The sequence below is a fragment of the Clostridium sp. D33t1_170424_F3 genome (assembly GCF_015667585.1).
GTDB lineage: Bacteria > Bacillota > Clostridia > Oscillospirales > Acutalibacteraceae > Anaeromassilibacillus.
Window position 1 is genome coordinate 147,684 of record NZ_JADPEG010000006.1, and the last position, 24,115, is coordinate 171,798.

18 protein-coding genes are annotated in these 24,115 nt (G+C 52.9%); 8 read left to right on the plus strand and 10 right to left on the minus strand.

Going from position 1 to position 24,115, the window contains the following annotated elements; genetic code table 11:
• The first annotated feature begins 158 nt into the window (after positions 1 to 158).
• The 5 genes from I4V53_RS05840 to I4V53_RS05860 all read left to right on the plus strand — a co-directional run bounded on the left by I4V53_RS05840 (position 159) and on the right by I4V53_RS05860 (position 11,000).
• Positions 159 to 3,356, plus strand: coding sequence for a lectin like domain-containing protein (locus I4V53_RS05840; RefSeq protein ID WP_195984469.1), 3,198 nt, complete (start codon positions 159 to 161; stop codon positions 3,354 to 3,356).
• A gap of 199 nt (positions 3,357 to 3,555) precedes the next feature.
• Complete coding sequence (locus I4V53_RS05845; protein ID WP_195984471.1) at positions 3,556 to 6,225, plus strand: translation factor GTPase family protein; 2,670 nt, start codon at positions 3,556 to 3,558, stop codon at positions 6,223 to 6,225.
• Between the two features lie 333 nt (positions 6,226 to 6,558).
• On the plus strand, positions 6,559 to 8,967 hold the full coding sequence (locus I4V53_RS05850; protein WP_195984474.1) for an ATP-dependent DNA helicase: 2,409 nt from the start codon (positions 6,559 to 6,561) through the stop codon (positions 8,965 to 8,967).
• A gap of 105 nt (positions 8,968 to 9,072) precedes the next feature.
• Positions 9,073 to 10,560, plus strand: coding sequence for a DUF1846 domain-containing protein (locus I4V53_RS05855; protein ID WP_195984475.1), 1,488 nt, complete (start codon positions 9,073 to 9,075; stop codon positions 10,558 to 10,560).
• Between the two features lie 23 nt (positions 10,561 to 10,583).
• Complete coding sequence (locus I4V53_RS05860; RefSeq protein ID WP_195984477.1) at positions 10,584 to 11,000, plus strand: DUF3842 family protein; 417 nt, start codon at positions 10,584 to 10,586, stop codon at positions 10,998 to 11,000.
• A 130-nt stretch (positions 11,001 to 11,130) separates the two neighbouring features.
• On the opposite strand, the gene I4V53_RS14005 is transcribed toward I4V53_RS05860, so the two are convergent.
• The 3 genes from I4V53_RS14005 to I4V53_RS05880 are packed head-to-tail and all read right to left on the minus strand — an operon-like array spanning position 11,131 to position 13,422.
• Positions 11,131 to 12,264 carry a cyclophilin-like fold protein gene (locus I4V53_RS14005; protein WP_353616483.1) on the minus strand — a complete coding sequence of 378 codons (1,134 nt, stop codon included), beginning with the start codon at positions 12,262 to 12,264 and terminating at the stop codon, positions 11,131 to 11,133.
• Between the two features lies 1 nt (position 12,265).
• Complete coding sequence (locus I4V53_RS05875; protein WP_195984480.1) at positions 12,266 to 12,820, minus strand: flavodoxin family protein; 555 nt, start codon at positions 12,818 to 12,820, stop codon at positions 12,266 to 12,268.
• A 32-nt stretch (positions 12,821 to 12,852) separates the two neighbouring features.
• Positions 12,853 to 13,422 carry a DapH/DapD/GlmU-related protein gene (locus tag I4V53_RS05880; RefSeq protein ID WP_195984536.1) on the minus strand — a complete coding sequence of 190 codons (570 nt, stop codon included), beginning with the start codon at positions 13,420 to 13,422 and terminating at the stop codon, positions 12,853 to 12,855.
• Between the two features lie 172 nt (positions 13,423 to 13,594).
• Between I4V53_RS05880 and I4V53_RS05885 the strand changes: the two genes are divergently transcribed.
• Entirely contained in the window at positions 13,595 to 14,479 is an 885-nt protein-coding gene (locus I4V53_RS05885) for a LysR family transcriptional regulator (protein WP_195984482.1), read from the plus strand.
• Positions 14,480 to 14,782: 303 nt separating this feature from the next.
• Here the strand turns inward: I4V53_RS05885 and I4V53_RS05890 are convergent, their stop codons facing one another.
• The 7 genes from I4V53_RS05890 to I4V53_RS05920 all read right to left on the minus strand — a co-directional run bounded on the left by I4V53_RS05890 (position 14,783) and on the right by I4V53_RS05920 (position 21,032).
• Positions 14,783 to 14,980 carry a hypothetical protein gene (locus tag I4V53_RS05890; RefSeq protein WP_195984484.1) on the minus strand — a complete coding sequence of 66 codons (198 nt, stop codon included), beginning with the start codon at positions 14,978 to 14,980 and terminating at the stop codon, positions 14,783 to 14,785.
• Between the two features lie 110 nt (positions 14,981 to 15,090).
• A complete protein-coding gene (locus I4V53_RS05895) occupies positions 15,091 to 15,531 on the minus strand; it encodes an RbsD/FucU family protein (protein WP_195984486.1) in 441 nt (146 codons plus the stop codon).
• The gene (locus I4V53_RS05900; protein ID WP_195984538.1) at positions 15,525 to 16,571 is read right to left on the minus strand and encodes an aldo/keto reductase; all 1,047 of its coding nucleotides are present in this window, start codon (positions 16,569 to 16,571) and stop codon (positions 15,525 to 15,527) included. Before I4V53_RS05900 ends, I4V53_RS05895 begins: the two co-directional genes overlap by 7 nt.
• 52 nt (positions 16,572 to 16,623) lie before the next feature.
• On the minus strand, positions 16,624 to 17,673 hold the full coding sequence (locus I4V53_RS05905) for a galactitol-1-phosphate 5-dehydrogenase (protein WP_195984488.1): 1,050 nt from the start codon (positions 17,671 to 17,673) through the stop codon (positions 16,624 to 16,626).
• On the minus strand, positions 17,673 to 19,244 hold the full coding sequence (locus I4V53_RS05910) for a xylulokinase (RefSeq protein WP_195984490.1): 1,572 nt from the start codon (positions 19,242 to 19,244) through the stop codon (positions 17,673 to 17,675). Before I4V53_RS05910 ends, I4V53_RS05905 begins: the two co-directional genes overlap by 1 nt.
• A complete protein-coding gene (gene pfkB / locus I4V53_RS05915) occupies positions 19,237 to 20,166 on the minus strand; it encodes a 1-phosphofructokinase (RefSeq protein WP_195984492.1) in 930 nt (309 codons plus the stop codon). Before pfkB ends, I4V53_RS05910 begins: the two co-directional genes overlap by 8 nt.
• A gap of 14 nt (positions 20,167 to 20,180) precedes the next feature.
• Entirely contained in the window at positions 20,181 to 21,032 is an 852-nt protein-coding gene (locus I4V53_RS05920; RefSeq protein ID WP_195984494.1) for a class II fructose-bisphosphate aldolase, read from the minus strand.
• Between the two features lie 193 nt (positions 21,033 to 21,225).
• Here I4V53_RS05920 and I4V53_RS05925 point away from each other — a divergent pair, with 193 nt between their 5' ends.
• Positions 21,226 to 22,983 (plus strand): cache domain-containing sensor histidine kinase, encoded by a 1,758-nt coding sequence (locus tag I4V53_RS05925; protein WP_195984496.1) that lies wholly within the window; start codon positions 21,226 to 21,228, stop codon positions 22,981 to 22,983.
• A complete protein-coding gene (locus tag I4V53_RS05930) occupies positions 22,980 to 23,975 on the plus strand; it encodes a substrate-binding domain-containing protein (RefSeq protein ID WP_195984498.1) in 996 nt (331 codons plus the stop codon). The genes I4V53_RS05925 and I4V53_RS05930 overlap by 4 nt, the downstream gene beginning before the upstream one ends.
• The last annotated feature ends 140 nt before the right edge of the window (positions 23,976 to 24,115 follow it).

The window sequence follows — 24,115 nt, forward strand, 5'->3', positions numbered from 1 at the left end:
TAGGTATATATTTAGAAATATCATAAGTTATTTTGTAAATTAAATTAAAGTCTGAAATTTTTTGGAATTTATGGGAAGGAAGTGTAAAGATGCATTTTTCAAAACAGAGTCGGAAAGTAGCCTCTTTTTTATTGGCTCTTTCTATGGTAACGAGTTCTTTGACAGCGACAACGGGCTTTGCGAAAACGTCTACAGGAAAGCTTGCGTCTCAGTTTGCTGCGAGTGTGCCAAATTCCGTATTGACAGAACCGGAATGGGATTCGGATGAAGAAACGGGCGAATTAGAGCACGGACATTCTGGATATGTACAGCCGTTTATGAATCCGTCCTATTTGCAGCAGGCCTATGTCCCCAAAACGCTTGCAAGAGCGGCAAAAAGTTTTCCAAGCTCCTATGATTTGCGCAATAAAGATGAAGTGACGGATGAGATACGCAATCAAACCCGTTGGGGGACCTGCTGGGCATTTGCGGCGACTGGCTCGGCGGAGTCTGAGTTATTTCCGGAGGATGACGTCGTTTTTTCGCCGCGTCATTTGGCGTATTTCACTTACAACGGTTTGGCAAACCCGGACACGCCAGAGGACGGGACTGCGGGAGATACCTTCCAGCCTTGGGGAAATTCTGCAAATGAAACAAAAGACATGTTATATCCCTGGTATGAATTCGGCGGCAATACCTTTATGGCAAATGCAACCTTGTCCAGAATTGGATTTCAGTTGGAAAAAGCTGTCCCTTATCCGGAAAGCTACAGCAATTTTAATTATGTCAATGGACAATACATTTTAAAGGATGTCGAAAAATACGGAGAAGTAGGAGAAGAATACCATTATACGACTCCCTATTATCTGGTGGAAAGCAATTATTTGCCAACGAAAGATCAAAATGGAAAATGGAACGGCGCTGCAATTAAACAAGTGCTGATGGACGGCAGCAGCGTTTCTGTCTCGTACAAATCAGCGGCTTCCTACGACTATAATATTAAGAATATCAATGGGGAAATATTTGTTATGCAGCCATATAATGGTCCGGAGAAGGTGAATTTGGACCATGCAGTGCAGATTATCGGTTGGGATGATACGATTCCGGCTTCTTATTTTAAAAGCGGCATAACTGGAAGACAGCCGAAAAACGATGGAGGCTGGCTGATTCGCAACAGCTGGGGTTTGGATGGCAATGTCAATTCAATGGATGGCTGCTTCTATCTTTCCTATGAAGACAGTTCCATTTCTGAAACCTGCCAGTTTATCGCTTCCGCCGACCAGCCGTACGATCACAATTACCAGTATGACGGCACCGGCTGGAGCACGACGCTCGGTTTGGCGGGTAACCCCACAGCGCCGATGAAAATGTCCAATGTGTTTACCGCGACAGGCGATGAGACCATTAAAGCGGCGGCGTTTTATACAACAACATACGACTGCACGTACTCTATTCAGGTTTATACCGATCTGCAGGATGACGCCGACCCAACCAGCGGCATAAAAGCGTACGAAACAGAACAAACCGGTTCAGAACCGTACGCGGGTTATCACACAATTGAGTTGGATACCCCGGTCCCCGTTTATGAAGGTGAAAAGTTTGCGATTGTTATAACGATGAAAATTCCCAGAACCACCGATCAAATGTGGGATCATGAAACCATCTATCCGATTGCCTGCGAGCTGAACGGATATTGTGATGGGGTGACGGCTGAAGCCGATTGCAGCAGGGGAGAAAGCTTTATCAGCTATGACGGTGAAGACTGGCTGGACATTTTGGATTATGATGAAACTCTCTATGGCTCAGATGAAAAAAGCGAAGTTACGCTTGCAAATGTGTGCTTAAAAGCGTTGACTGTCGATGGACATGAGGCATTTCTCGAAAAAAATGCGCTGATAGAAGCGGTTTCCAATGCCCAAAAGATCCAAAGTACGTTGGCTTATATTTATGCGGACGCTGAGAAGAAAACAGCTTTTGATCAGGCTTTAAAAGATGCGGAAGAGCTTTTACAAAGCTTGGGTGCAACGCAGGAAGAGCTTGATGCGGCTGCAGCCAAATTACAGGAAAAGCAGGCGCAGTTGAACGGCGTGAATTTTGTAAAGAACGAGCTGGAAGAAACAATTGTAGCGGCCAGGAAGATCAAAAATACATGCGTTTACACCGATGCAACCGCAAGCAGGAAAAGTGCCTTTGATGAGGCGCTGAAAAAAGCAGAGGACCTTTTGCAAAATAAGGATGCTGTCCCCGAAGATATGGATACAGCAAGGATTACGCTGCAAGAGAAGCAAGGGCTATTGGACGGCGCGGAGGTTGTGAAAAAAAGTCTGATTCAGACAGTGTTCGATGCAAAAGAAACAAAAGATACGTATAGTTATCTCTATGCAGCCGCAGAGAAAAAAGCCGCATTTGACAAGGCCTTGCGTACTGCGGAAGCGCTTCTGCAAAATCAGAGTGCGGCATTGGAAGAGATGAAGACGGCAGCGGCAGAGTTACAAGAAAAGCAGGAGCAATTGGACGGCGCGGCATTTGTAAAGAACAAGCTGGAAGAAACCATTGCTAAAGCAAAAGAGATTGGAAATACAGCAGAGTATACATACGCAACCGCAAGCAAAAAAGAAGCCTTTGATAAGGCTTTAAAGGATGCGGAAGAGCTTCTGGCGGATAAGGAAGCTGCTTTAAAGGAAATGGCTGCGGCAGAAACGGCGTTACAGGAAAAGCTGAATCAGTTGGACGGAATTAATATTGTAACGAATAAGCTGAACCAGGCGATAAGCAGTGCGAAGGCAGTTAAAAACAATTATCTCTATACCAGAGGGTCTGCCGACGTAAAAGCAGCGTTTGACGAAGCCTTGGAGGCTGCGGAAGCGGTTCAGGCCAATCTGGACGCAACGCCGGATCAGAAGAATACTGCGGCAGAGAAACTTATTGGCACGCAGCGCCAATTGGACGGGAAAAAGCCTGTTTCTGGAGGCGGCGGTAGCGGAGGAGGAGGCAGCAGAAAAGATACCGCCTCTAACACAACGGGGGACGGAACCGCTGTGGCAACCGCTCCAACTGTCCCAATTACTCCGGTCGTGACAATACCAACGGTAACTGCGCCCGCTCCTGCGTCTGTACGCTCTGATACAACGATGGAATTTACCCTGAAAAGAGGCAGCGCTTATTGCTTTAAAATGACTGTTTTAAATGGCAGTACCGCGATGCCGAGCTTTGCCGTAGGCAACGGGAATATCTTTAAAACGCAGTTTGTAGCCAAGATCGGCAACGACTACTATTTCCGTATTTGGGCAGTCGGCGCCCCAGGAACAAAAACAGGCGTCTATACCACGATGCCGGGTGAAGCGGCACAGCTGCACTGTTCGGTTGTTGTAGGATAAAATCATATTATAAAAGGGACACAAAGCCATATATGGCTTTGTGTCCCTTTTGCATATAACTGTCCAATAGCCTCACCTTTTACAATCGCTGAACCCCTGTTTGACATTTTCTTTTTTTCCCTTTACAATGAAGAAACCTGCTATGGGTATGTTACAGTAGATTGAAGCGTTTACCCCTAAAAAGGAGAATTTATCATATATGGAATGTAATGAGCAAAGAAAGTTAGCGGTGGGAATTCTTGCCCATGTGGACGCTGGGAAAACCACGCTTTCGGAAGCGATGCTTTTTCAGAGCGGACAGCTCAAAAAGCTGGGCCGGGTAGATCATCAGAATGCTTTTCTGGATACGGAATCACTGGAACGGGAAAGAGGGATTACAATTTTCTCCAAACAGGCGGTGCTTTCTGTAGGCGATCTGGAAATCACTTTGCTTGACACGCCGGGCCATGTGGATTTTTCCAGCGAAATGGAACGGACGCTGCGAGTGCTGGATTATGCGGTATTGGTTGTGAGCGGCACTGCGGGTGTGCAGGGCCATACCCGGACGCTCTGGCAGCTTTTGAATAAATACCAGATCCCGACCTTTCTGTTTGTCAACAAAATGGATTTACCTGTGACCGGTCAGGCGGCTCTACTGCAGGAATTAAAGCGGCTCAACGGCGGCTGTGTGGATTTCAGCGAAGGGCAAGTTCCAGCGGAATTTTGGGAAAATATCGCGATGTGCGACGAATCGGCGCTGGAACATTTTTTAGCAACAGAAACGTTTGCCGATGGGGAAATCACCGACTTGATTGCGCGGCGCAGGCTCTTTCCCTGCTATTTTGGTTCTGCGCTGAAGCTTGACGGAGTAAGCGCCTTCCTAAAGGGATTGCAACGCTATACCCGCTGCAAAACGTTTCCACCTGACTTTGGCGCCAGAGTTTATAAGATTGCACGGGATTCGCAGGGGAACCGGCTGACCTATTTAAAAGTGACGGGCGGCAGCCTGCGGGTTCGTATGCCGCTGACAAATCGCAGGGATGGGCTTACAACGGATCAAATCTGGGAGGAAAAAATAGACCAGATCCGCATTTACTCTGGAACTAAATTTCGGGCGGTGGAGGAAGTGCCGGCGGGAACTGTCTGTGCGGTAACCGGATTGAGCCGGACGTACCCCGGGGAGGCCCTGGGTGCGGAAGAGGCGTCGGAACCGCCGGTGCTGGAACCAGTGATTACGTATCAGGTCCTTTTGCCGGAAGGGTATGACCCGCACCTTACGCTGCTCAAATTGCGCCAATTGGAAGAGGAAGACCCGCAGCTTCATATTGTCTGGAACGAAACGCTGAGGGAAATTCATATCCAGCTGATGGGTGAAGTGCAGATGGAAATTTTACAAAAGTTGATTGCGGAACGGTTCGGATTGGAGGTTCAGTTTGGTACAGGCAGTATCGTCTACCGGGAAACGATCGCCGAGCCGGTGGAGGGCGTGGGACATTTTGAACCGCTCCGTCATTATGCGGAGGTCCACCTGCTGCTGGAACCGGGAGAGAGGGGCAGCGGCCTGCAATTTGATACGGTTTGCAGCGAGGATGTTCTGGACCGCAATTGGCAGAGGCTGATTTTGACGCATCTGGAAGAACGGATCCATGTGGGGGTATTGACAGGTTCTCCGATTACCGATATGAAAATAACGCTTCTGGCAGGGCGCGCCCATGTGAAGCATACGGAGGGCGGGGATTTTCGCCAGGCGACGTATCGGGCCGTGCGTCAGGGATTGATGTGCGCCAAAAGCGTTTTGCTGGAACCCTGGTACCGCTACCGTCTGGAGGTTCCGGTGGAATGTGTCGGGCGCGCCATGGCGGACTTACAGCGAATGTCCGGGAACGCTTCCCCGCCGGAAACCGAAGGGGAAGAAGCGATCCTGACCGGCTTTGCTCCGGTTGCCTGCATGCGGGACTATTCCAAAGAGCTGGTATCCTATACCAAGGGCAGGGGGAGGCTCTCCTGTGTTTTGGCGGGATATGACACATGCCATAACCCGGAGGAAGTGATTGCGGAAATCGGGTATGAAAGGGAACGGGATTTGATTCATCCGGCAGATTCTGTATTTTGTGAGCACGGCGCGGGATTTACCGTAAAATGGGACCAGGTGCGAAAATACATGCATGTGGACAGCGGATTAAACCAGGAAGTGCGGGAACCGGAGTTGGAACAGGTTCCCACGCGCGCGCCGCGTTCCGTCTCTTACGCTGGCACGCTGGAGCAGGACAAAGAACTCCAAAGCATTTTTGAAAAGACATACGGGCCCGTCAAACCGCGGGCGTTTTTGCCGCGGCCTGTGAACAGGGAGGAAGATCAACAGGAGCATATTGAACTCCCACCGAGAAATACGGACCCTGAGTATTTGTTGGTGGATGGTTACAATATCATCTTTGCCTGGGAGGAACTGAAGGAGGCTGCCTGGGAAAATCTCGGTGCGGCGCGGCAGGCACTGATGGATTTGCTCAGCAATTATCAGGGGTTCCGTAAATGTAAAGTCATCCTCGTTTTTGACGCTTATAAGGTACCTGGCAATATTGGTGAAGTGTCACGGTACCACAACATTTATGTGGTATATACAAAAGAAGCGGAAACAGCGGACGCCTACATTGAAAAAACAACTGCGGAAATAGGGAAAAAGTACCGTGTCCGTGTTGCCACTTCCGATGCGGCAGAGCAATTGATCATTTTAGGGCATGGGGCGCTGCGGCTTTCCGCGACCGGTTTTCGCGCGGAGATCGAGCAGGCAAACGGCCAAATTTCTGAAATATTGGCGGATAATCGCCGCAGAATGAAGCCGATTAAGTTAAGAGACTCACTGGGAAAAGCAGAACGAGGAAAAAAACGATAGTTGAATCAAAAAAACATAACCGTATGACTGTGCTGAAAAGCCGTTCTTACGGTTTTTTACTTGCCATTATCAGAAGAGGTTAAATGCTTTGCTGCCGCCATTCTTCATGTGCTTTTTATAATATGAAGCCGGAAATGGAGTCCGTTAAAAGACATTGCTTTTTAATAGATTGCCTTGTTCAAATGAGAAGCAGTCGTAAATTTTAATGCTTTTCCAATTGGGAACATTTTAACATCCTTGCAAATTCACAGGGTGCATTTTACATGGGAATGACGGCTGCTCCATAGCAAAACGACTGGATATCTGTTATACTACTAAAGAAGTTTTTTATATATGAAAATTACGCGGAAGCGGATTGTCTTTGATAGAAGCGGGGCCGATAAGAAAAAGGGGGAGCTGACGATTCAAAACCTGGTGAAAGTATCTGTGAAAAATCTGGTGGAGTTCCTCCTGCGCAGCGGAAGTTTGGATAATCGATTTGGTGGAGTAAATCGGGCGGATGAGGGCGCACGTATTCATCGTAAGCTGCAAAAAGCCGGAGGCGAAGGTTACCAGGCAGAAGTTTTTTTGTCCCATACAGTCGAGCGCTATGGAATTACCTATCAGGTAGAGGGGCGGGCGGATGGCGTTCTTACAAACAAAGAAGGAATCGTCATTGATGAAATCAAAACGACACTGGTCCCCTTGGAGCGGATCACAGAGGACTTTAACCATGCACATTGGGGACAAGCCATGTGCTATGCTTATTTTTATGTGGTGCAGCATCAACAGGAACGAATAGCCGTGCAGCTCCGTTATTATCATGTGGACACGGATCAGATCAAAGAGTTTCAACGCACCTTCATGCTGGAAGAACTGCAAAGGTTTTATTTTGATCTTTTGGATCAGTATAGAAAATGGGCGCAACTGCAGCAGGGCTGGCTTGCAGTGAGAAAACAATCCATACAGGAACTGAATTTCCCCTTTTCGTCCTATCGAGCGGGACAGAGACAGCTTGCGGCGGCTGTCTACCGTACGATTGCAGCCGACGGCATGTTGTTTTGTCAGGCGCCCACAGGTATCGGAAAAACCATGTCCACCTTGTTTCCCGCGATAAAGGCGATGGGAGAGGACAAGACGGAACGTATTTTTTATCTGACGGCAAAGACGATTACACGGCAGGTAGCGGAAGACGCGCTTCTTCGCATGAGGGAGAAAGGCCTGCGACTCAAAACGATTACGCTGACCGCAAAGGATAAAATCTGCTTTTTAGAGGAACGAAACTGCAATCCGGAAGCATGCCCGTATGCGGACGGATACTATGACCGTGTCAATGACGCCCTGTATGATCTGCTGGAGCATGAAGAGGCGATGACCCGGCAGACGATCGCATGCTGCGCGGAGACCCATAAAGTGTGCCCCTTTGAACTGGCTTTGGATGTTTCCCTCTGGTGCGACGCGGTGATTGGAGACTATAATTACCTGTTTGATCCGGTGGTTTATTTAAAACGGTTCTTTTCCGGTAAAAAAGAAAAGTATGTGTTCTTGATTGACGAAGCGCACAATCTGGTGGACCGTTCCCGTTCCATGTATTCCGCTCTGCTGAGTAAAGCGCAGATTCTGGAGGCAAAAAGACTGGCTGGCAAGGAGAACAAGCGCATTTATCAGGCATTGGGAAAAGTCAACGCGGAAATGCTCTCTATGCGCAAGCAATGCGAAGAGCTGGGGCAGAAGGGCATTACACAGAAGGACTTTCCAAAAGAGCTGGTTCAGTTGCTGCATCAATTTGTTCATTGCATGGAAGAATGGATGGAGCGCCACCGGGGCGAGTCGATGGTTCCAGAGGTGTTGCAATGCTATTTTGACGCCCGCTTTTTCCTTAAAATAACAGAGTTATACGACGACCATTATCTGACCTATATTGCGGTACAGGGGAGCGAGGTGCGCGTTAAACTCCTGTGTATGGACCCGTCTGCGCTGCTCCGCCAGGCGATGGAGCGGGGGAGTTCCTCCATTCTGTTTTCGGCTACTTTTTCTCCGCTGGACTATTTTGCTTCTGTTTTGGGTGGGGACGAGGTTTCAAAGAAATACGCGCTGCCATCTCCGTTTGACGCGCAAAATCTGGGGATTTTTATCGCAGGCAGCATTAGCACCAAGTACAACGACAGGGAAAAAAGTTTGCGGCCGATTGCCGACATGCTGTATGCGATGATGCGGGAAAAACGCGGCAATTATATGGCTTATTTCCCCTCCTACCGGTATATGAACGATGTGCATGAGGTGTTTCGGACTATTTATCCGCAGGTTCGCACGCTTTTGCAGAGCAGCGGCATGAGAGAAGCGGAACGGGAACAGTTTTTGGAGCAATTTGATGCAGCGGGTTCGGAGTCCCTTTTGGGATTCTGCGTTTTAGGCGGCGTCTATGCAGAGGGCGTGGATTTACAGGGGGACCGCCTCATAGGAACGGCGATCATCGGCGTTGGCCTCCCGCAGATCAGCGTGGAGCAAAATATATTGCGGGACTATTACGATCAGGTCAATGGAATGGGGTTCCCTTATGCCTATCAGTATCCGGGGATGAATAAGGTGCAGCAGGCGGCCGGACGTGTCATCCGCGGTGAGTCGGAACGCGGCGTCATATTGCTGATCGACAGCCGTTTTACAACCGGTTCTTACCGTGCGCTGTTCCCGCCTCATTGGCAGCATGCGCAATATGTAAGAAATAGGGAAGAACTTTGCGAGAAATTACGCGAATTTTGGTAAGGTAATTTTCCTAAACTTCCAAATTCAAGTTGTAATCTCTTTTTTGTTTTATTATAATAAATACGATATTGCTCTTTTTGGGTATAAGGATGAGTGAGGTAAAAAATGAAAGCAGAAGTAGGATTTGATAACGACAAATATTTGGAGCTGCAATCGCAGCACATCTTGAAGCGGATTGAAATGTTTGACAATAAGCTGTATCTGGAAATGGGCGGCAAGCTTTTTGACGATTATCACGCGTCGCGCGTGCTGCCGGGCTTTCAGCCGGATAGTAAAATGAAGATGCTGCTCCAGCTTTCCGACCAGGTGGAAATTGTCATTGTCATCAACGCGGCGGATATAGAAAAAAGTAAAATTCGCGGGGATATCGGAATCACCTACGATGCCGACGTACTGCGTCTGATCGATGCGTTCCGCGATATTGGCCTTTACGTGGGAAGCGTGGTCATTGCGCAGTATTCCGGCCAGCCGGTGGCGGATGCGTTCCGTAATTTACTGGAGAAAATGCACGTGCCGGTCTATCTGCACTATCCGATCGAAGGGTATCCGTCCAATATTGCGCACATCGTCAGCGACGACGGATTTGGAAAAAACCAATATGTGGAGACAAGCCGTCCGCTGGTAGTTGTGACCGCGCCGGGACCTGGCAGCGGAAAAATGGCAACCTGCCTTTCTCAGCTTTATCATGAATACAAGCACGGTCTCAAATCCGGCTATGCCAAATTTGAAACTTTTCCGATCTGGAACCTGCCGTTGAAGCATCCGGTCAATCTGGCATATGAAGCGGCGACGGCGGATCTGAATGACGTCAATATGATCGACCCATTCCATTTGGAAGCGTATGGGGAAACGACCGTAAACTATAACCGCGATGTGGAGGTCTTTCCGGTGTTAAATGCGATCCTGGAGAAAATAGCGGGCAACAGTCCATATCATTCGCCCACGGATATGGGCGTCAATATGGTTGGAAATTGCATTATAGACGACGAGGTATGCAAAGAAGCGTCCCGGCAGGAGATTATCCGCCGGTATTATCATGCCATGTGCGAGCAGAGACAGGGCCGCATTGCGGAAGAGGCTGTTTTTAAACTGGAACTCCTGATGAATCAGGCAGGCGTGACGGTCGCGGACCGGAAGGTCGCGGCGCCCGCGTTAAAACGGGCGGAAGAGACCGGTATGCCCGCAGCGGCGATTGAACTGTGTGACGGCACCATCATCACTGGAAAAACCTCGTCTTTATTGGGCGCGTCCGCCGCAGTCCTGCTGAACGCATTAAAGCATTTGGGCGGCATCAGCCATACCATGCCTTTGATTTCTCCCATTGTGATTGAACCCATCCAAAATTTGAAAACGCGCCATTTGGGAAACATCAACCCGCGTCTGCATACGGACGAAATCCTGATTGCGCTCTCCATCTGCGCGGCAACGAATCCTACCGCGGAGCTTGCGCTGCGGCAATTGGCCAAACTGCGCGGCTGTGAGGCACATTCCTCTGTGATTCTGTCGCAGGTGGATGAGATGACGTTCCGAAAATTGGGCGTGAATCTGACCTGTGAGCCAAAATACCAGACAAAGAAGCTTTACCATAAGTAAGAGGAAAGACAGGAAGCAATACCATGCAGATTTTAGTAATCGACGGACAGGGCGGCGGAATCGGGAAATGCCTGATTGAAAAGCTTCGCCAGGCGATGCCGCAGGCGCAGATTGTCGCCGTGGGAACCAACTCGCTTGCGACCTCCGCCATGCTGAAAGCGGGGGCGAGCGTCGGTGCGACAGGAGAAAACCCTGCGGTTTTTAACGCAAAGTCGGCGGACGTTATCGCTGGCCCGATCGGTATTATCATGGCAAACGCGATGTGGGGAGAGATCACTCCTGCAATGGCCGCCGCGGTATCCGGGAGTCCTGCCCAGAAAGTTTTGATTCCAATAGAGAAGTGCCGGATTCATGTTGCGGGCAATGTGGAAAAACCGCTGACCAAGTATATTGAGGAAGCGGTGGCTGCTATTCAGCTCTTTATGCAGGAATCAATGTGACAAAAAAGAAGCGATCGATTGAAATTTTTTCAATCGATCGCTTCTTTTTTGTGTCGTTATGTATAAACAAAGAAATTCCATGGCGGGTATGTATTTCACTATCGGAGTAAATTTCAAAGATGCTGTTTAACTATTCTGTCATCCGGTAACGTACCTGCACATCGCCTGTTCCCAGCGCTTCAGAAAGCCCGGCAGGATCATCGATGCTACCTAACGGAGTGTAACTGTAGGCGGTGGAAAAACTCTCGTAAAACAATACCAGGCAGTCGGGGCCATAGAGCATCAAGTCGCCCGCATGGATACCAGCTGGCCGATTGGCGTTGGTGGGCAGGCCATCGGCAAAATAATGGTATTTTTCATTGCCGTTCATTTCGCTCATGGTAAGAGTCAGCGGCAATTTTTGAATCAGGGCGCGGGTCGTTGCATTGTCATAGAGTGTGGCGGTAAAGTTTTTATTTCCCACTTCGATTTGAAGCAGCGGCATGGTCGTAAAATTTTCCTGAGAAGATGGCTGCTGCATTGTCACCTGTTGATCAGGTTCTGGCGTAGAAACAACGGGATCCGGCGCAGGGGCACTGGGCTCGGTTTCCTGCGGCAGAGTGGAAGCAGTTGTTTTTGATTCCTGTAGCGGCGCGGAGGAATCGGGTTTTGTTTGTGCTGGTGGAGCGGACGCGATGGTTTTTTCCTCCTGCGGAGGGGCGGAAGCGCTTGACGCTCCGTCCGTCTCTGCCGATTCTTCCGCTTCTGTGATCCGTATTTCCCCGGAAAGGGTTGGGATCAGCTCAGCACCGGACACCGCTTCACCAAGTTCGTATAATCCGGAAGCGCCCTTGCAGGCCGCGTAAAAAAACACGACGTCTCCCCATGGCTCGTAATAGGCAAGGGTTCCCGCGGGGCCTTGTGCCAAAGGGGTATTGCTTACATCCAGCTTTTCGGGCGGATGAAAAATCTTTTCGCTTCCCGCGTAGTCCTCTATTTGGACAGCAAGGGGGAGCTGCCGATAAAGCGAGCTTGCCGCGGTGCTGTCGTTTAACCGGAACAGGATGGCGTCGCTGTCGTTGGTCTGCACCTGAACCAGCAGTTCTTCCGGCAATGTCAATTCTTCCGTTGGCGGCGTCTTTTCCGGAGAGGAGCCGGATTCTGCGGCGATTTCCATGATGGAAGAGACGGGCTGTTCGATCTGTGGCTCCTGGTCCTTTTGGCCGCAAGCTGTCAGTGAAAGGGATAGCAGCAATGCGGCGGCAAGGGACACTTGCCTTTTCACATTACATTCCCTCTTTCACAACTGCTTTTCCCATTTCGTAGGCTTTTTGCAATGCGGGATTTCCCTGGATGCTTCCTACCGTATCCGCACCGCCGCCGAAGACAACGCCAGCCAGACGCGCCTTTTCAAAGCAGGCGACCCAGCCTTCCAGTCCATGAACGGCTCCCTCCACGGCGTTTTCCTCCGATTCTGCCGCTGCCGCCAACAGATAGATGTCGCGGAATGCATAGTCGGCGGAGTAGAGCGGATTGGCCCGGTCCAGCAAAGTTTTCATCTGGCCGCACATCTCATAATAGTAAACAGGGGTGGCAAAGACGATTATATCAGCAACGCGCATCTTTTGGGCGATGACGTCCGCGTCATCATGAATGACGCACCGCTGGGTTTTTTGACACGCCAGGCAGCCCTTGCAGAACCCAATGGTTTTATCATACAGACAAATTTTTTCTACCTGTTGGCCGGATTCCCGGGCGCCCCGGGCAAACTCCTCCGCTAAGGCGTCCGAATTGCCGCCCTTGCGGGGGCTTGTGGAAATAATCAGTGTTTTCTTGCTCATCCTATTTTCCTCCTATATCTATCATTCGTATGTTATAGTGAAATGTGCTTGATGATTTTTGCTGGAACGCCGCCCACCATCGTGTTTGCGGGAACATCCTTTATCACCACTGCGCCGGCTGCCACAACCACTCCGTCGCTGATGGATACGCCGGGGCAAATGGTGGCATTTGCGCCAATCCAGACATTGCGGCCGATAACAATAGGTGCGGGATGCATGTCTTTTCTGTGGGTCGGGTCTATCTCGTGATTCAGCGTTGCCAATACTACATTATGGCCAATCAGGCTTCCTTCACCGATGGTGATGCCGCCCTGGTCTTGAAAGTGGCAGCCGGAATTAATAAAGACGCCTTTTCCCACTGTGATGTTCTTACCGAAATCAGTATAAAAAGGGGGGAACAGCGCAAAGGTTTCATCCACCGGTTTGCCAGTAATGCGTGCAAACAGTTCCCGGCTTTCGTCCAGATCATGATAGCTGTTGTTGAGTTCTGCGGTCAGTTTCATCGCTTCAAAGGCAGCCATACGCATAAACTGATGCGTTTCCGATTCATTCACCACATGATCTCCGCAATTTAACTGATCCAAAAATTCTTGCAGCTCCATCTTCATCATTCCTCACATTTCTCCATTCAGGTTTTCCGGCTTTGCTTTCGCTTTGGTTACATTATATCGGCTGTGTGTTCAAATATCAAATGCCTATATTAAATAAATACTTATGCTTGACGAGTATGGATTTCTGATGCTATAGTAAAATTAAACCGGAAGGAGGGAACCAATGGAACTTCGTGTGTTGCGTTATTTTTTGGCGGTTGCCCGGGAGGAAAGTATCTCTGGCGCGGCCGATTACTTGCACCTGACCCAGCCGACGCTTTCCCGCCAGTTGATGGACCTGGAGGAAGAGCTGGGTAAAAAGCTGTTTATCCGGGGAAACCGGAAAATTGTTTTGACCGAGGATGGAATACTCCTGCGGAAGCGGGCCAATGAAATTGTGGAACTGGTGGAGAAAACGGAATCGGAATTTCGTGAAACAGAAGACGTTACTGTTGGCGATATTTATATTGGCGGTGGAGAAAGCGACGCCATTCGTTTGATCGCCCAAGCTGCACGGGAACTGCAAATTGAATGCCCGTTGATTCGGTATCATTTGTTCAGCGGCAACGCAGACGACGTGGGGGAACGGCTGGATAAAGGCCTTCTGGACTTCGGTATTATGATTGAACCCAGCGACATGAAAAAGTATGATTACCTCAGACTGCCCGTCACCGACGTTTGGGGCGTATTGATGCGCCAGGACAGCGCCCTGGCTGAAAAAGAAAGCATCTGCGCGGAGGACCTATGGGAGGTTCCCCTCCTACTTTCCCGGCAGGCGCTGAGCAAAAGCCGCTTGTCTGACTGGCTGAACCGAGAATACGATTCCCTGCATGTTGCAGCCACTTACAACCTGATTTTTAACGCCTCCCTGATGGTGGAAGAAGGGCTGGGGTACGCGCTGACGTTGGATAAGCTGGTGAATACCGCCGGTAACAGCCCGCTTTGTTTCCGGCGGGTCGAGCCGCAACTGGAATCGCCGCTTTACATCGTCTGGAAGAAGTATCAGGTATTTTCCAGAGCGACGGAACGATTTTTACAGATGCTTCGGGAAAAGTTTCAGGCGGAGTAAATCCTGCATATAAAAATGAAACGGCCCTGAACTGCCTTTGAGCAGTTCAGGGCCGTTTTGCGTGGAGAAAAGCGTTTTAACGAACGATAAAATTCTAAAATGTCCGTATACGGATCAGAATATCGCCATCATAACACTGAATGATACGTATTTTCTGGAGACTTGTTGTAATTGAAGGATAAGAAAATGATAAACTTTCACAAACTGCAAACTGCAGCAAAGTTTTAGAGTGCGTCTCGTTTTAAAAGGTACAAAGTTAAAAATTTTTTCTTCCGTTATCAGGTCGAAGAAAGACGGTTATGGTTAAGGATTCGGGTCTCCAACAGAGCCGTCGCCTTTTAATTCGTGGTAAACTTTCAGCTCCGGTGACGCTGTTCCGGCGATAATCGGGCGCGCGTGATCCTTACCGTGCTTGGCTTTGCCCTGAATCTGCGGTACGGGCGGGATGTCATTTTTGGGTTGCTTGGACCAATCGGGACGGGCCATTCCTTGTTTTGCCATTTTAATCACCTCAGGAATAGTGTGTCCCATAAAAAAGTCGATATGAGGGAGACTGGCAAAAACGATCGATAAAAAACGCCCGCTGTACGCACACAGTGAGCGTTTTTTCTTTATGAACCTGTGACGACGCCTTTTCTCAGAATGACATTGGCATACAGAGCGGTTTCCCCGGTCATGATGACAAGTGCGGATTTTTCCTGTGTGCGCCGGTAAAACGCCCATTTGTCGATTTCTTCAAAGCAGGCCGCGCCCCGGGGATCGTACTTTGCCACAATGCGCCGGTATTCGTCCCAGATAGGTGTTTCCACAGGGTCGTCGGGAACCACCGCCATCAGCGCGGCTGGATGCTCCACATAAGCATCCAGTGGGAAAAGCTGCAGGATTGCGTCCAATACTTCCGGTACGCCGTGCCCGTCCAGCCGGATCACTTTCTTACCGTAGGTGTGACCCGGAAAATTGCCGTCCCCGATGGTCAGTTCGTCGGTGTGGCCCATCTCGTCCAGCGCCTTTAAAAGCTCCGGCGAGAGGATGGGGGGAATCCCTTTCAGCATGGCGCGCCCTCCCGCTCGTAGCCGTTCCAGCCGGGGATGGTGCCGTCCACGTCCCACAGGTCCAGCCACGATTTTGCGCCGGGCCACAGGAATACCGGCCCTTTGATCAGGCGGCAGTTGCGGTCCACGCTCTTGAGCGCTTCCAGTTCCTCCGCGGTGAGCGGGTCCTCTGTGGCGCACTGCAGATTGCTGCGGTACTCCGCCGGACGGATAGAGAACGGGATCGGCACCTGTCCGCGCGCCACCGCCCATTTGACGCAGATCACCGCCGGGTGGACGCCGTGCGCCTCAGCGATGCGCTTAACCACGGGCTGCTCGATGTCTGTAAGATCGTCCTCGGCTTTGTCGCGGTCTGGACGCGTGGGAGAACCGATGGGACAAAAGCCGACCGGCTGGATATTGTGATCCAGGCAGTAGCGGAACAGCTCGCCCTGCTGGAAGCATGGGTGCAGCTCCATCTCGTTGATTGCGGGCTGAATGCGCGCGTCGCGGCGGATCAGCTCCAGCTTGGGGATGGTGACATTAGAGGTGCCGATATGCTTGCACAACCCCATATCCACCAGGCTTTCCATCGCGCGCCAGGTGCGCATGAATTCCTCATGGATGTACGGACGGGCGTCCGGCCAACGGGATTCCACGTCGCAGCCGGCGGGATGAAAATTTGGGAAAGGCCAGTGAACGAGATAACAATCCAGATAGTCGAGCTGCAAATCCTTGAGGGTCTGTTTACAGGAGGCGATCACATCCTCCGGCTCGTGCTTGTCGTTCCACAGCTTTGACATGACGAACAGCTCCTCGCGGGGCAGGCCGCCGTCGATGGCCTCCTTTAAAACGCTGCCGACCAAGTCTTCGTTGCCATAGCAGGCGGCGCAGTCCACAAAGCGGTAGCCGACGCGCAGCGCGCCGGAGACAGCGGCGGCGATGTCCTCGCCGTTGAAGCGGTCGGATCCGAAGGTCCCGATACCCACGCCGGGCAGTTTTGCGCCGGTATAAAGGGTTTTGACAGGAAGCTTGGAGACGTCCACCGCGTCCGGGGACATCATAAAGGGTTTTGACATAGCAATTCTCCTTTGTATGTAAAGTAATATGGATTTAATCCGGGTTGACCAGCATGATCTTTCCCTTGACCGCGCCCGGTGTTTCAAAGAGGCGGAATGCCTCCGCCGTGTCCCGCATGGGGAAGGTTTTATATACCAGCGCAGGGTCGAAGCGCAGTTTCCCGCTGCTGAAATAGTCCGCCGTCATAGTCCATTCATTTCCAGGAAAGGGGGCGGAGTAGCTCATCCAGGAGCCGGTGAGGTGAAATTCCCTGCGGTTCATCAGTTCGAATTCTTTCCATGGGAATTGCAGGTCGCGGCTGGAGGTGCCTATAAAGCAGACGCCTGCCTGGTTGGCTGCGAGGGAAAAAGCCATGCGCATGGTTGCGTTCTGTCCGGCGGTTTCAAATACAAAACCGTAGCCCCGGTTTTCGGTTACCGCCATCGCGCGGTCCAGAAAGCCCAGGTCGGTGGTGTTTATAACCTCATCCGCCCCCAGACGCTTTGCCAGCTCCAGACGTTCGTTGCTGATGTCAAATACCACGGTGTGGCGCGCGCCCAGCAGCTTTGCCCACTGCATGGTAAACAATCCCACCGTGCCGCCGCCCAGGATTGCCACATCCTCTCCGCCGTGGTAATGGGCGCAGTTCAGGCCATGCAGCCCCACTGTGGCAGGCTCAAAAAAGGCCCCTTGGACAAAATCAACGTCCCGGCTGAATTTGACCACATTCCGCGCCGGGACTTTGACGAAATCGGCAAAGCTGCCAAACGCACTGGAACCGGTGAATGTGTATTGCTTACAGAGGGCATAGCGGCCTTTCTGACAGTCGGGGCAGGCCATACAGGGAATAAGCGGGGCCGCGGTGACACAGTCGCCCGGCGAGACAGCGGAAACGCCTTCTCCGGTTTCTTCCACAGTGCCGGAGAACTCATGCCCCAGTACAATAGGGTAGAAATGCGCCGCAGGACCGTTGACTCTGGGAATGTCGGACCCGCAGATCCCCGCGGCTTTGACGCGGATCACCACCTCGCCGGGGCCTGCCCTTGGCGTCTCAATTTCTTCGTACCGCAGGTCTTTGACCCCGTGCAATACCGCTGCTTTCATCATAGGACCACCTTTCTGTTTTTCCGGCCCGCCTGCGCGTTTTGCAGCGCGGCGGCCTTTTCCATCGTTGGTTTTAAGCGTTCGTACAGTTCCAGGTAAAGGGGATACAGCGCCCGATAGACGGCGCGGTTCTCCGGATTGGGAATATGCTCCCGCTGAATTTGGACTGTGGCGCGGACCGCCTCCGCAAAGCCGGGGTAGAGGCCTACGCCCACGCCGGCCAGAATCGCCGCCCCTAAAACGGTTGCAGTGTCTGAGGCAGGCACACAGATTTTTTTGCCGGTTACGTCGGCCTTGATCTGCGTCCAGAGACGGCTGTTTGCCGCGCCGCCCATCGCGTACAGGGTTTCGGTCTGCACGTTCACTTCCTCTGCCGTGCGCAGGTTGTGCAGCAGAGAGAAGGCCGCGCCTTCCAGCAGCGCGCGGAACAGATGCGCCCGCGTCGTTTGAAAGCTGAGGCCGAAGAAGACGCCGGACGCGTGCGGGTCCCAGATGGGGGAGCGTTCCCCGGAGAGATAGGGGAGAAAGAGTACGCCGTCTGCGCCGGGCGAAATGGATTCCGCGAGCCGGTCCAGAAGGGCGAAAACGGTTCCGCCCTCTTTTTCTGCGAGAAGGCGTTCCGTTTCTCCCAGTTCCCGCGCGAGCCAGCGGAGGCTTGCGCCGCCGCCCACCGTGCCGCCCTGCAGCAGCCAATGTCCGGGGACGACGTGCGGACTCAGTATCAGCGAGGGATGAGAAACCGGCTTGTCCAGACAAATGCTCATGCCGCCCGCCTGTCCGCCCTGTTCCTGCGTCTGGCCCGGTTGGAGGACGCCCGCCCCGAGCGCCCCGCACGCGGCGTCCAGCCCGCCCGCCACAACGGGCGTACCGGAGAGCAGCCCCGTCTGCCGGGCGGCGGCTTCCGTCACGGTCCCCACCACGGCATGGCAGGGGAACAGCGGCGGCAGGCGGTTAAGGTCGATTTTCAGCCGTGCAGCGGCTTCTTTGCTGTAGGCGCCTGCTCCAACGTCGAATACATGCAAGCCGTAGCTCTGGCAGAAATCCTGTGACAGTCGTCCGGTCAGGCGGTATGCAACATAACCGTTGCTCTGCAAGAAGCAGTGCGTTTTTTGATAAAGCTCCGGCGCATTCCGCTGGAACCAGAGGATTTTGGGTGTGGTATAGGAGGGTTGAAAAGGGTTTCCACTGACCGCAAAAAGCGCTTCCCGGTCTGTCTGTGTCAATTCGTCACAGATTGCCTGTGCGCGGGTATCCATCCAGATGGGGGTGTTGTGCAGAACGTTGCCCTCTCGGTCCACCGGAATGCAGGACCAGCTCTGGCCGTCTATTCCAATGCCCGCGATACGGCCGGGAGAAAGCTTCCCCTGCTCCAGACAGTCTCGGACGCCGATGCAGATTTCCCTCCACCATATGTCCGGGTTCTGTTCCGCCCAGCCGGGAGCGGGATAAAGCACCTCATATTCCCGCGTGCTGGAGGAGAGGACCTGCCCCTCCGGAGTGAACACCGCAATCTTGCATGCGGAGGTCCCAACGTCAATTGCGAGCAGCAGATCGCTTTGTGCGTTACCCAAGACGGTTCACCTGCCCCTTGCATAAAATCGCCGCGAGATCGTCCAGATGGAAAAATCCGGTCTTTTCGCACATGGCATTGGCGGAGGAGACGCTCAGCGCAAGATGCAGGGCGGCTTCCGCGCTGTAATTCCGTGCGATGGCCACCGCGAACGCCGCGACCATGCTGTCTCCGCAGCCGACCGTATTTTTCACTGGAACATCCGGCGGGGTTCCCTCGAATACGCCTTCCTCACAGGCCAGCAGCGCGCCTTCTTTCCCCAGAGAGATAACGACGCAGGCAACGCCGCTCTCGTGAAGCTTTACCGCTTCGCGCGCTGCGTCTTTTTTGGAATGAATCGGCGTACCGGTGAGCGCCTCCAATTCGTCAAGATTTGGCTTGATCAGGTAGGGGTTTGCTTCGATCCCTCTTGCGAGCGCTTTGCCGCTGGCGTCCAGAATCGTTCGTACGCCCCGGTTGTGCGCGCATTGGATCAGCCAGGCATAGAAATCTTCGGGACAGCCGCAAGGCAAACTGCCGGAAAAAACAGCGAGCTGCGTTTTCTGCAGCAGTTCGTCGAAATGAACGGTAAACCGCTGCAGATCGTCTTCGCCCACCGGTGCGCCGGGTTCCAGCAGTTCCGTGCTGGCCCCGGTCCTGTCGATGAGATTGATACAGGTGCGCGTTTCCCCCTCGATGGGAACAAAGCTGCTGGGAATCTGGTCCTGCGATAGAAGTTCTTTTAAATATGCGCCGCTGTGTCCGCCGCAAAAGCCGGTCGCCAGGACAGGTTCCCCCAGAAATGCGGCGGCGCGGGATACGTTCAGTCCTTTGCCGCCCGCCGTGGCGGCGCAGGAAGCGACGCGGTTGACTTTGCCCGGCTGGAACGTTTCCAAGCGGTACAGTTTATCGATTGCCGCGTTGAGCGTTATGGTGGTAATCATATCGTCCACTCCTTTTATTTGGCGCGTCCAGCACAGCCGCAGACCAGGATGCGTTCCTTCACGAGCGTTTTGACCGCTTCCCGGCCCGCCGCGCAATACTGTTTGGGGTCGATGGCGCCGGGGTTTTGACTCAGGTAGGATCGGATTGTGTGGGTGTAAGCGACGCGCAGCTCCGTCGCAAAGTTTACTTTACAAATGCCCGCCCGGATGCAGGATTGAATTGCCTCGTCGCTGAGGCCGGACGCGCCATGCAGAACCATCGGCACGGTCAGGCGCGCTTTTAACACGCCGATTAATCCTACGTTTAAAACGGGCGTCGAGGTGTATACGCCGTGTGCGGTGCCGACCCCCACAGCGAGCGAGGAGACGCCGGTTTCCCGCTCAAAGCGGACGGCTTCTTCCGGGTCTGTGTAGCCTGCGCTTTCGCCCTCCAGATCATCCTCCTTGCCGCCAACCTGTCCCAGCTCGCCTTCCACGGGGATGCCGTTCGGGCGGCAGGCGTCCACGACCGCTTTGGTTAAGGCAATGTTTTCCTTCAGCGGTTTTCTGGAGCCGTCGATCATAATGGACGTATAACCGGCGCGCAGCGCCTGCACGGCGAGGGAAAAGCTGTTCCCGTGGTCCAGGTGCATGGCAACGGGCACGGGAATCCGCTCCGCAGCGGCGGCAGTGTTCGCCAGATAATAGTCCAGACCGGCATACCGCACGGTGCCGGGGGTGGTTTGAATAATAACCGGCGCGCAGAGCTCATCCGCGGCCTCCGTGATGGCCTGTACCATCTCCATATTTTCCGCGTTGAACGCGCCCACGGCGTAGCCGCCCTTTTGCGCGTCCAGCAGCATTTCTTCGGTGGTTACCAAAGGCATAAAAAGACCTCCTTGTTTCTGTGGTCATAAAAACGAAACGCTCCTCTTTGCTTCAAGGATAAGGAATGCAGAGAAAGAAAAGAAGGGAATATCCGACGGAAAACCGGCGAAATCCTCCTGACTATCGGAACCGCTCTTTCCCCGCCAAAGGCTTTATGATACAATGTGGAAAATGCTTGAAGGGGGGAGAAGCATGCGGCAAAAATGGAGACGTTTTCAGCAGGCGCTCGCGCGGAACATGAAGTGGAACAGCCTGCTGATGGTGATTGCAGTGAGTACGACCGTGATCGCAGTCATGGCGGTACTGGTCATTACCCTGCTCATGAAAAACCGGTTTGACGCCGCGACGGATGAGACCATCCGCATGACCAACGCACAGATTGTGGACAACCTGCGGCAGAACATCGACGGCTATTTGAGCGAGATGGTGGAGGTATCCGATTCCGTGGCGGCGATGCTGCAGGATGGGGGAATCCGGGAGGAAGCGCCGCGCTTTGTTCTGCGCAGGGACATCGACACCATCGCGGTATTTGACCGGGAAGGCGAGCTGCTGCTGAAGACGGACGCGCGGCCGATCAAATCCTACGCACAGATCAAGGAAGAGCAGTGGTTCCGCAGCGTGCCGCCCGGCAGTAAGAATTACTACATTTCCGCGCCCCATGTGCAGCGTTTGTACGGAGGGGAATACCCCTGGGTGCTCTCCCTGAGCAAAGGGGTCAACTGGCGGGAAGACGGGCGCACACAGATGGGCATCATCCTTGTAGACATGAATTTTCAGAGCATCCAGCAGCTCTGCTCCAACCGGTTGGGACAGGGCGGTTACCTGTTCATCCTGGATGAGAACGGGGAGCTGATCTATCATCCCAACCAGCAGATGATTTACTATGGCATCGCGGACGAGGCGGTGGAGCGCGCCGCGTCGATCGGGCCGGGCGATACCATCATAGATTTGGGGAACAGGCGGTTTTCTGTCAGCGTCCGCAGGCTGTCCGGTACCAACTGGCGAATCGTGGGCGTCAGCCCCCTGCAGGGACTGTTTTACTACGGGACGGAGCTGCCAAACCTGATCACAATGATCGCAGTGGCGGCGGCCCTTATCGTACTGGTGCTGTCTGTTGTTGTATCCTACTTTACAACCAATCCAATCCGCCGTTTAATTCGCGTGATGGGAAAGGTGGAGGACGGTTCCCTTGACGCCTTTTCCACGGAGCACGGCGTATACGAGGTGCAGGAGCTGTCGCGTTCCTTTAACAACATGATTTACCGCATCCGGCACCTGATGGTGCAGGTGGTGGAAGAGCAGCAGCGGCTGCGCAAGAGCGAGATGAAAACGCTGCACGCCCAGATCAACCCGCACTTTTTATATAACACACTGGATTCCATCGTTTGGATGGCGGAGAGCGGAGACAACGCCAATGTCGTAAAGATGATCTCCGCGCTCGCGCAGTTCTTCCGCCTGTCTCTGTCCGGCGGACACGATACCATCACAGTGGAAGAGGAGCTGCGTCATGCGGAAAACTACCTGATTATTCAGAAAATGCGGTACAGCGACCAGTTTACCTATACACTTGACGCACCGCCGGAGGTGAGAAAGTGCAAAACGCTTAAAATCGTATTGCAGCCCCTGGTGGAAAACGCCATCCTGCACGGCGTTTCCAATCTGCCGTACCCGGGAGAGATACGGGTATCCGCCGAAATACGGGATGGGAAGCTCTTGTTCGTCGTAAGCGACAACGGTTTTGGCATTCCGCCGGACAGGCTGGCGCGTATTTTAGAATCCAAGGTTCAGAGTAAATCGGGCATTGGCGTCAAGAATGTCAACGACCGCATTCAGCTTCTGTTTGGCAAGGAATACGGCTTGCAATACGAAAGCGAGCTGGACGAAGGGACAACGGTGCGGGTCTGGCTGCCGCTTACGGGGGATGAGGAAGGGATGGTGACGCAAAAATGAAGAACCGGCTGTTACGGGCCGCTTTGCTGGCCGCGGTTCTTTTGCTGTTGCTTTGTGCCTGCAGCGCGCGGCCCGCGGAATACGAGGTGGACCTCATCATCAAATCCACAGAATCGGAGTACTGGCAGAGCGTGTATGCCGGGGCGCAGGCCGCGGCAGGCACCTACCGGGTCAGGGTCAACTTTATGGGTCCGAAAGAGGAGAAGGACTATCGGGATCAGCGTGCGTTTATCGAGGGTGCGGTGGAGCGTGGGCCTGACGCGGTGATCCTCGCTGCCGGTGATTTCAGCTTGATGGCGGAACCGATGGAACACGTTACCGGCGCGGGCATTCCCGTGGTACTGATTGATTCGTTTGTCAACAGCGATCAATGGAAGGCGTCGGTTTCCACGGACAACTACGAGGCGGGCCGTATCCTCGCGGAGGAGATGGCGGCAAGACTGCCGGAAGGCGGAAAAATCGGCGTCATCGGGTTTGTACAGAATGCCTCGCCCGGCATCGAGCGTGAGAAGGGGTTTCGTGACTACATGGAGAAGCAGTCCGGTTTTACGGTGGAGACCGTGCTCTACTGCGATTCCAATGTGGACACCGCGGCGGCGCAGACAAGGCAGATTCTGGAAACGTTCCCCGACGTCGCCGCCATAGCGGGCCTGAACGCCCAATCTGCCACGGGCGCGGCGCGCGCACTGGATCAGGCGGACCGCGCGGACATCTTTCTCGGCGGGATCGACTGCATGGTCGAGGAAGCGGCCTATGTGGAAAAGGGAATCCTTGACGTGGCGGTCCTCCAGAATCCCTACATGATGGGGTATTACAGTGTGGAGACCGCATACCAGATTCTGACCGGGAAGCCATATGAAAAGAGCGTCTATACGGATGTGACGGTGGTGGACCGGGACAACCTGTTTTCGCGGGAACACCAGCAGTTGATTTTCCCTTTTACCGGTCCGTCCACCTCCGAAACGGAAGCCGTTTTCCCTTCCCTTTCATAAAAACTGCCCTCTATCTCAGATGAGATAGAGGGCAGTTTCTGTTTTTTCATATGTTTTTGAACGGCGGCCGCCATCTGGCGACCGTCGTTTTTTGACCAATTGCAGTCGTTTTTTCCATTCTGTTTCGTCTTTTTGGCTGG

Coding starts and splice junctions, on each gene's coding strand:
- I4V53_RS05845 (WP_195984471.1), top strand. CDS start 3,556: ATGGAATGTAATGAGCAAAGAAAGTTAGCGGTGGGAATTCTTGCCCAT.
- I4V53_RS05850 (WP_195984474.1), top strand. CDS start 6,559: ATGAAAATTACGCGGAAGCGGATTGTCTTTGATAGAAGCGGGGCCGAT.
- I4V53_RS05855 (WP_195984475.1), top strand. CDS start 9,073: ATGAAAGCAGAAGTAGGATTTGATAACGACAAATATTTGGAGCTGCAA.
- I4V53_RS05860 (WP_195984477.1), top strand. CDS start 10,584: ATGCAGATTTTAGTAATCGACGGACAGGGCGGCGGAATCGGGAAATGC.
- I4V53_RS05875 (WP_195984480.1), bottom strand. CDS start 12,820: ATGAGCAAGAAAACACTGATTATTTCCACAAGCCCCCGCAAGGGCGGC.
- I4V53_RS05880 (WP_195984536.1), bottom strand. CDS start 13,422: ATGGAGCTGCAAGAATTTTTGGATCAGTTAAATTGCGGAGATCATGTG.
- I4V53_RS05885 (WP_195984482.1), top strand. CDS start 13,595: ATGGAACTTCGTGTGTTGCGTTATTTTTTGGCGGTTGCCCGGGAGGAA.
- I4V53_RS05890 (WP_195984484.1), bottom strand. CDS start 14,980: ATGGCAAAACAAGGAATGGCCCGTCCCGATTGGTCCAAGCAACCCAAA.
- I4V53_RS05895 (WP_195984486.1), bottom strand. CDS start 15,531: ATGCTGAAAGGGATTCCCCCCATCCTCTCGCCGGAGCTTTTAAAGGCG.
- I4V53_RS05900 (WP_195984538.1), bottom strand. CDS start 16,571: ATGTCCCCGGACGCGGTGGACGTCTCCAAGCTTCCTGTCAAAACCCTT.
- I4V53_RS05905 (WP_195984488.1), bottom strand. CDS start 17,673: ATGAAAGCAGCGGTATTGCACGGGGTCAAAGACCTGCGGTACGAAGAA.
- pfkB (WP_195984492.1), bottom strand. CDS start 20,166: ATGATTACCACCATAACGCTCAACGCGGCAATCGATAAACTGTACCGC.
- I4V53_RS05920 (WP_195984494.1), bottom strand. CDS start 21,032: ATGCCTTTGGTAACCACCGAAGAAATGCTGCTGGACGCGCAAAAGGGC.
- I4V53_RS05925 (WP_195984496.1), top strand. CDS start 21,226: ATGCGGCAAAAATGGAGACGTTTTCAGCAGGCGCTCGCGCGGAACATG.
- I4V53_RS05930 (WP_195984498.1), top strand. CDS start 22,980: ATGAAGAACCGGCTGTTACGGGCCGCTTTGCTGGCCGCGGTTCTTTTG.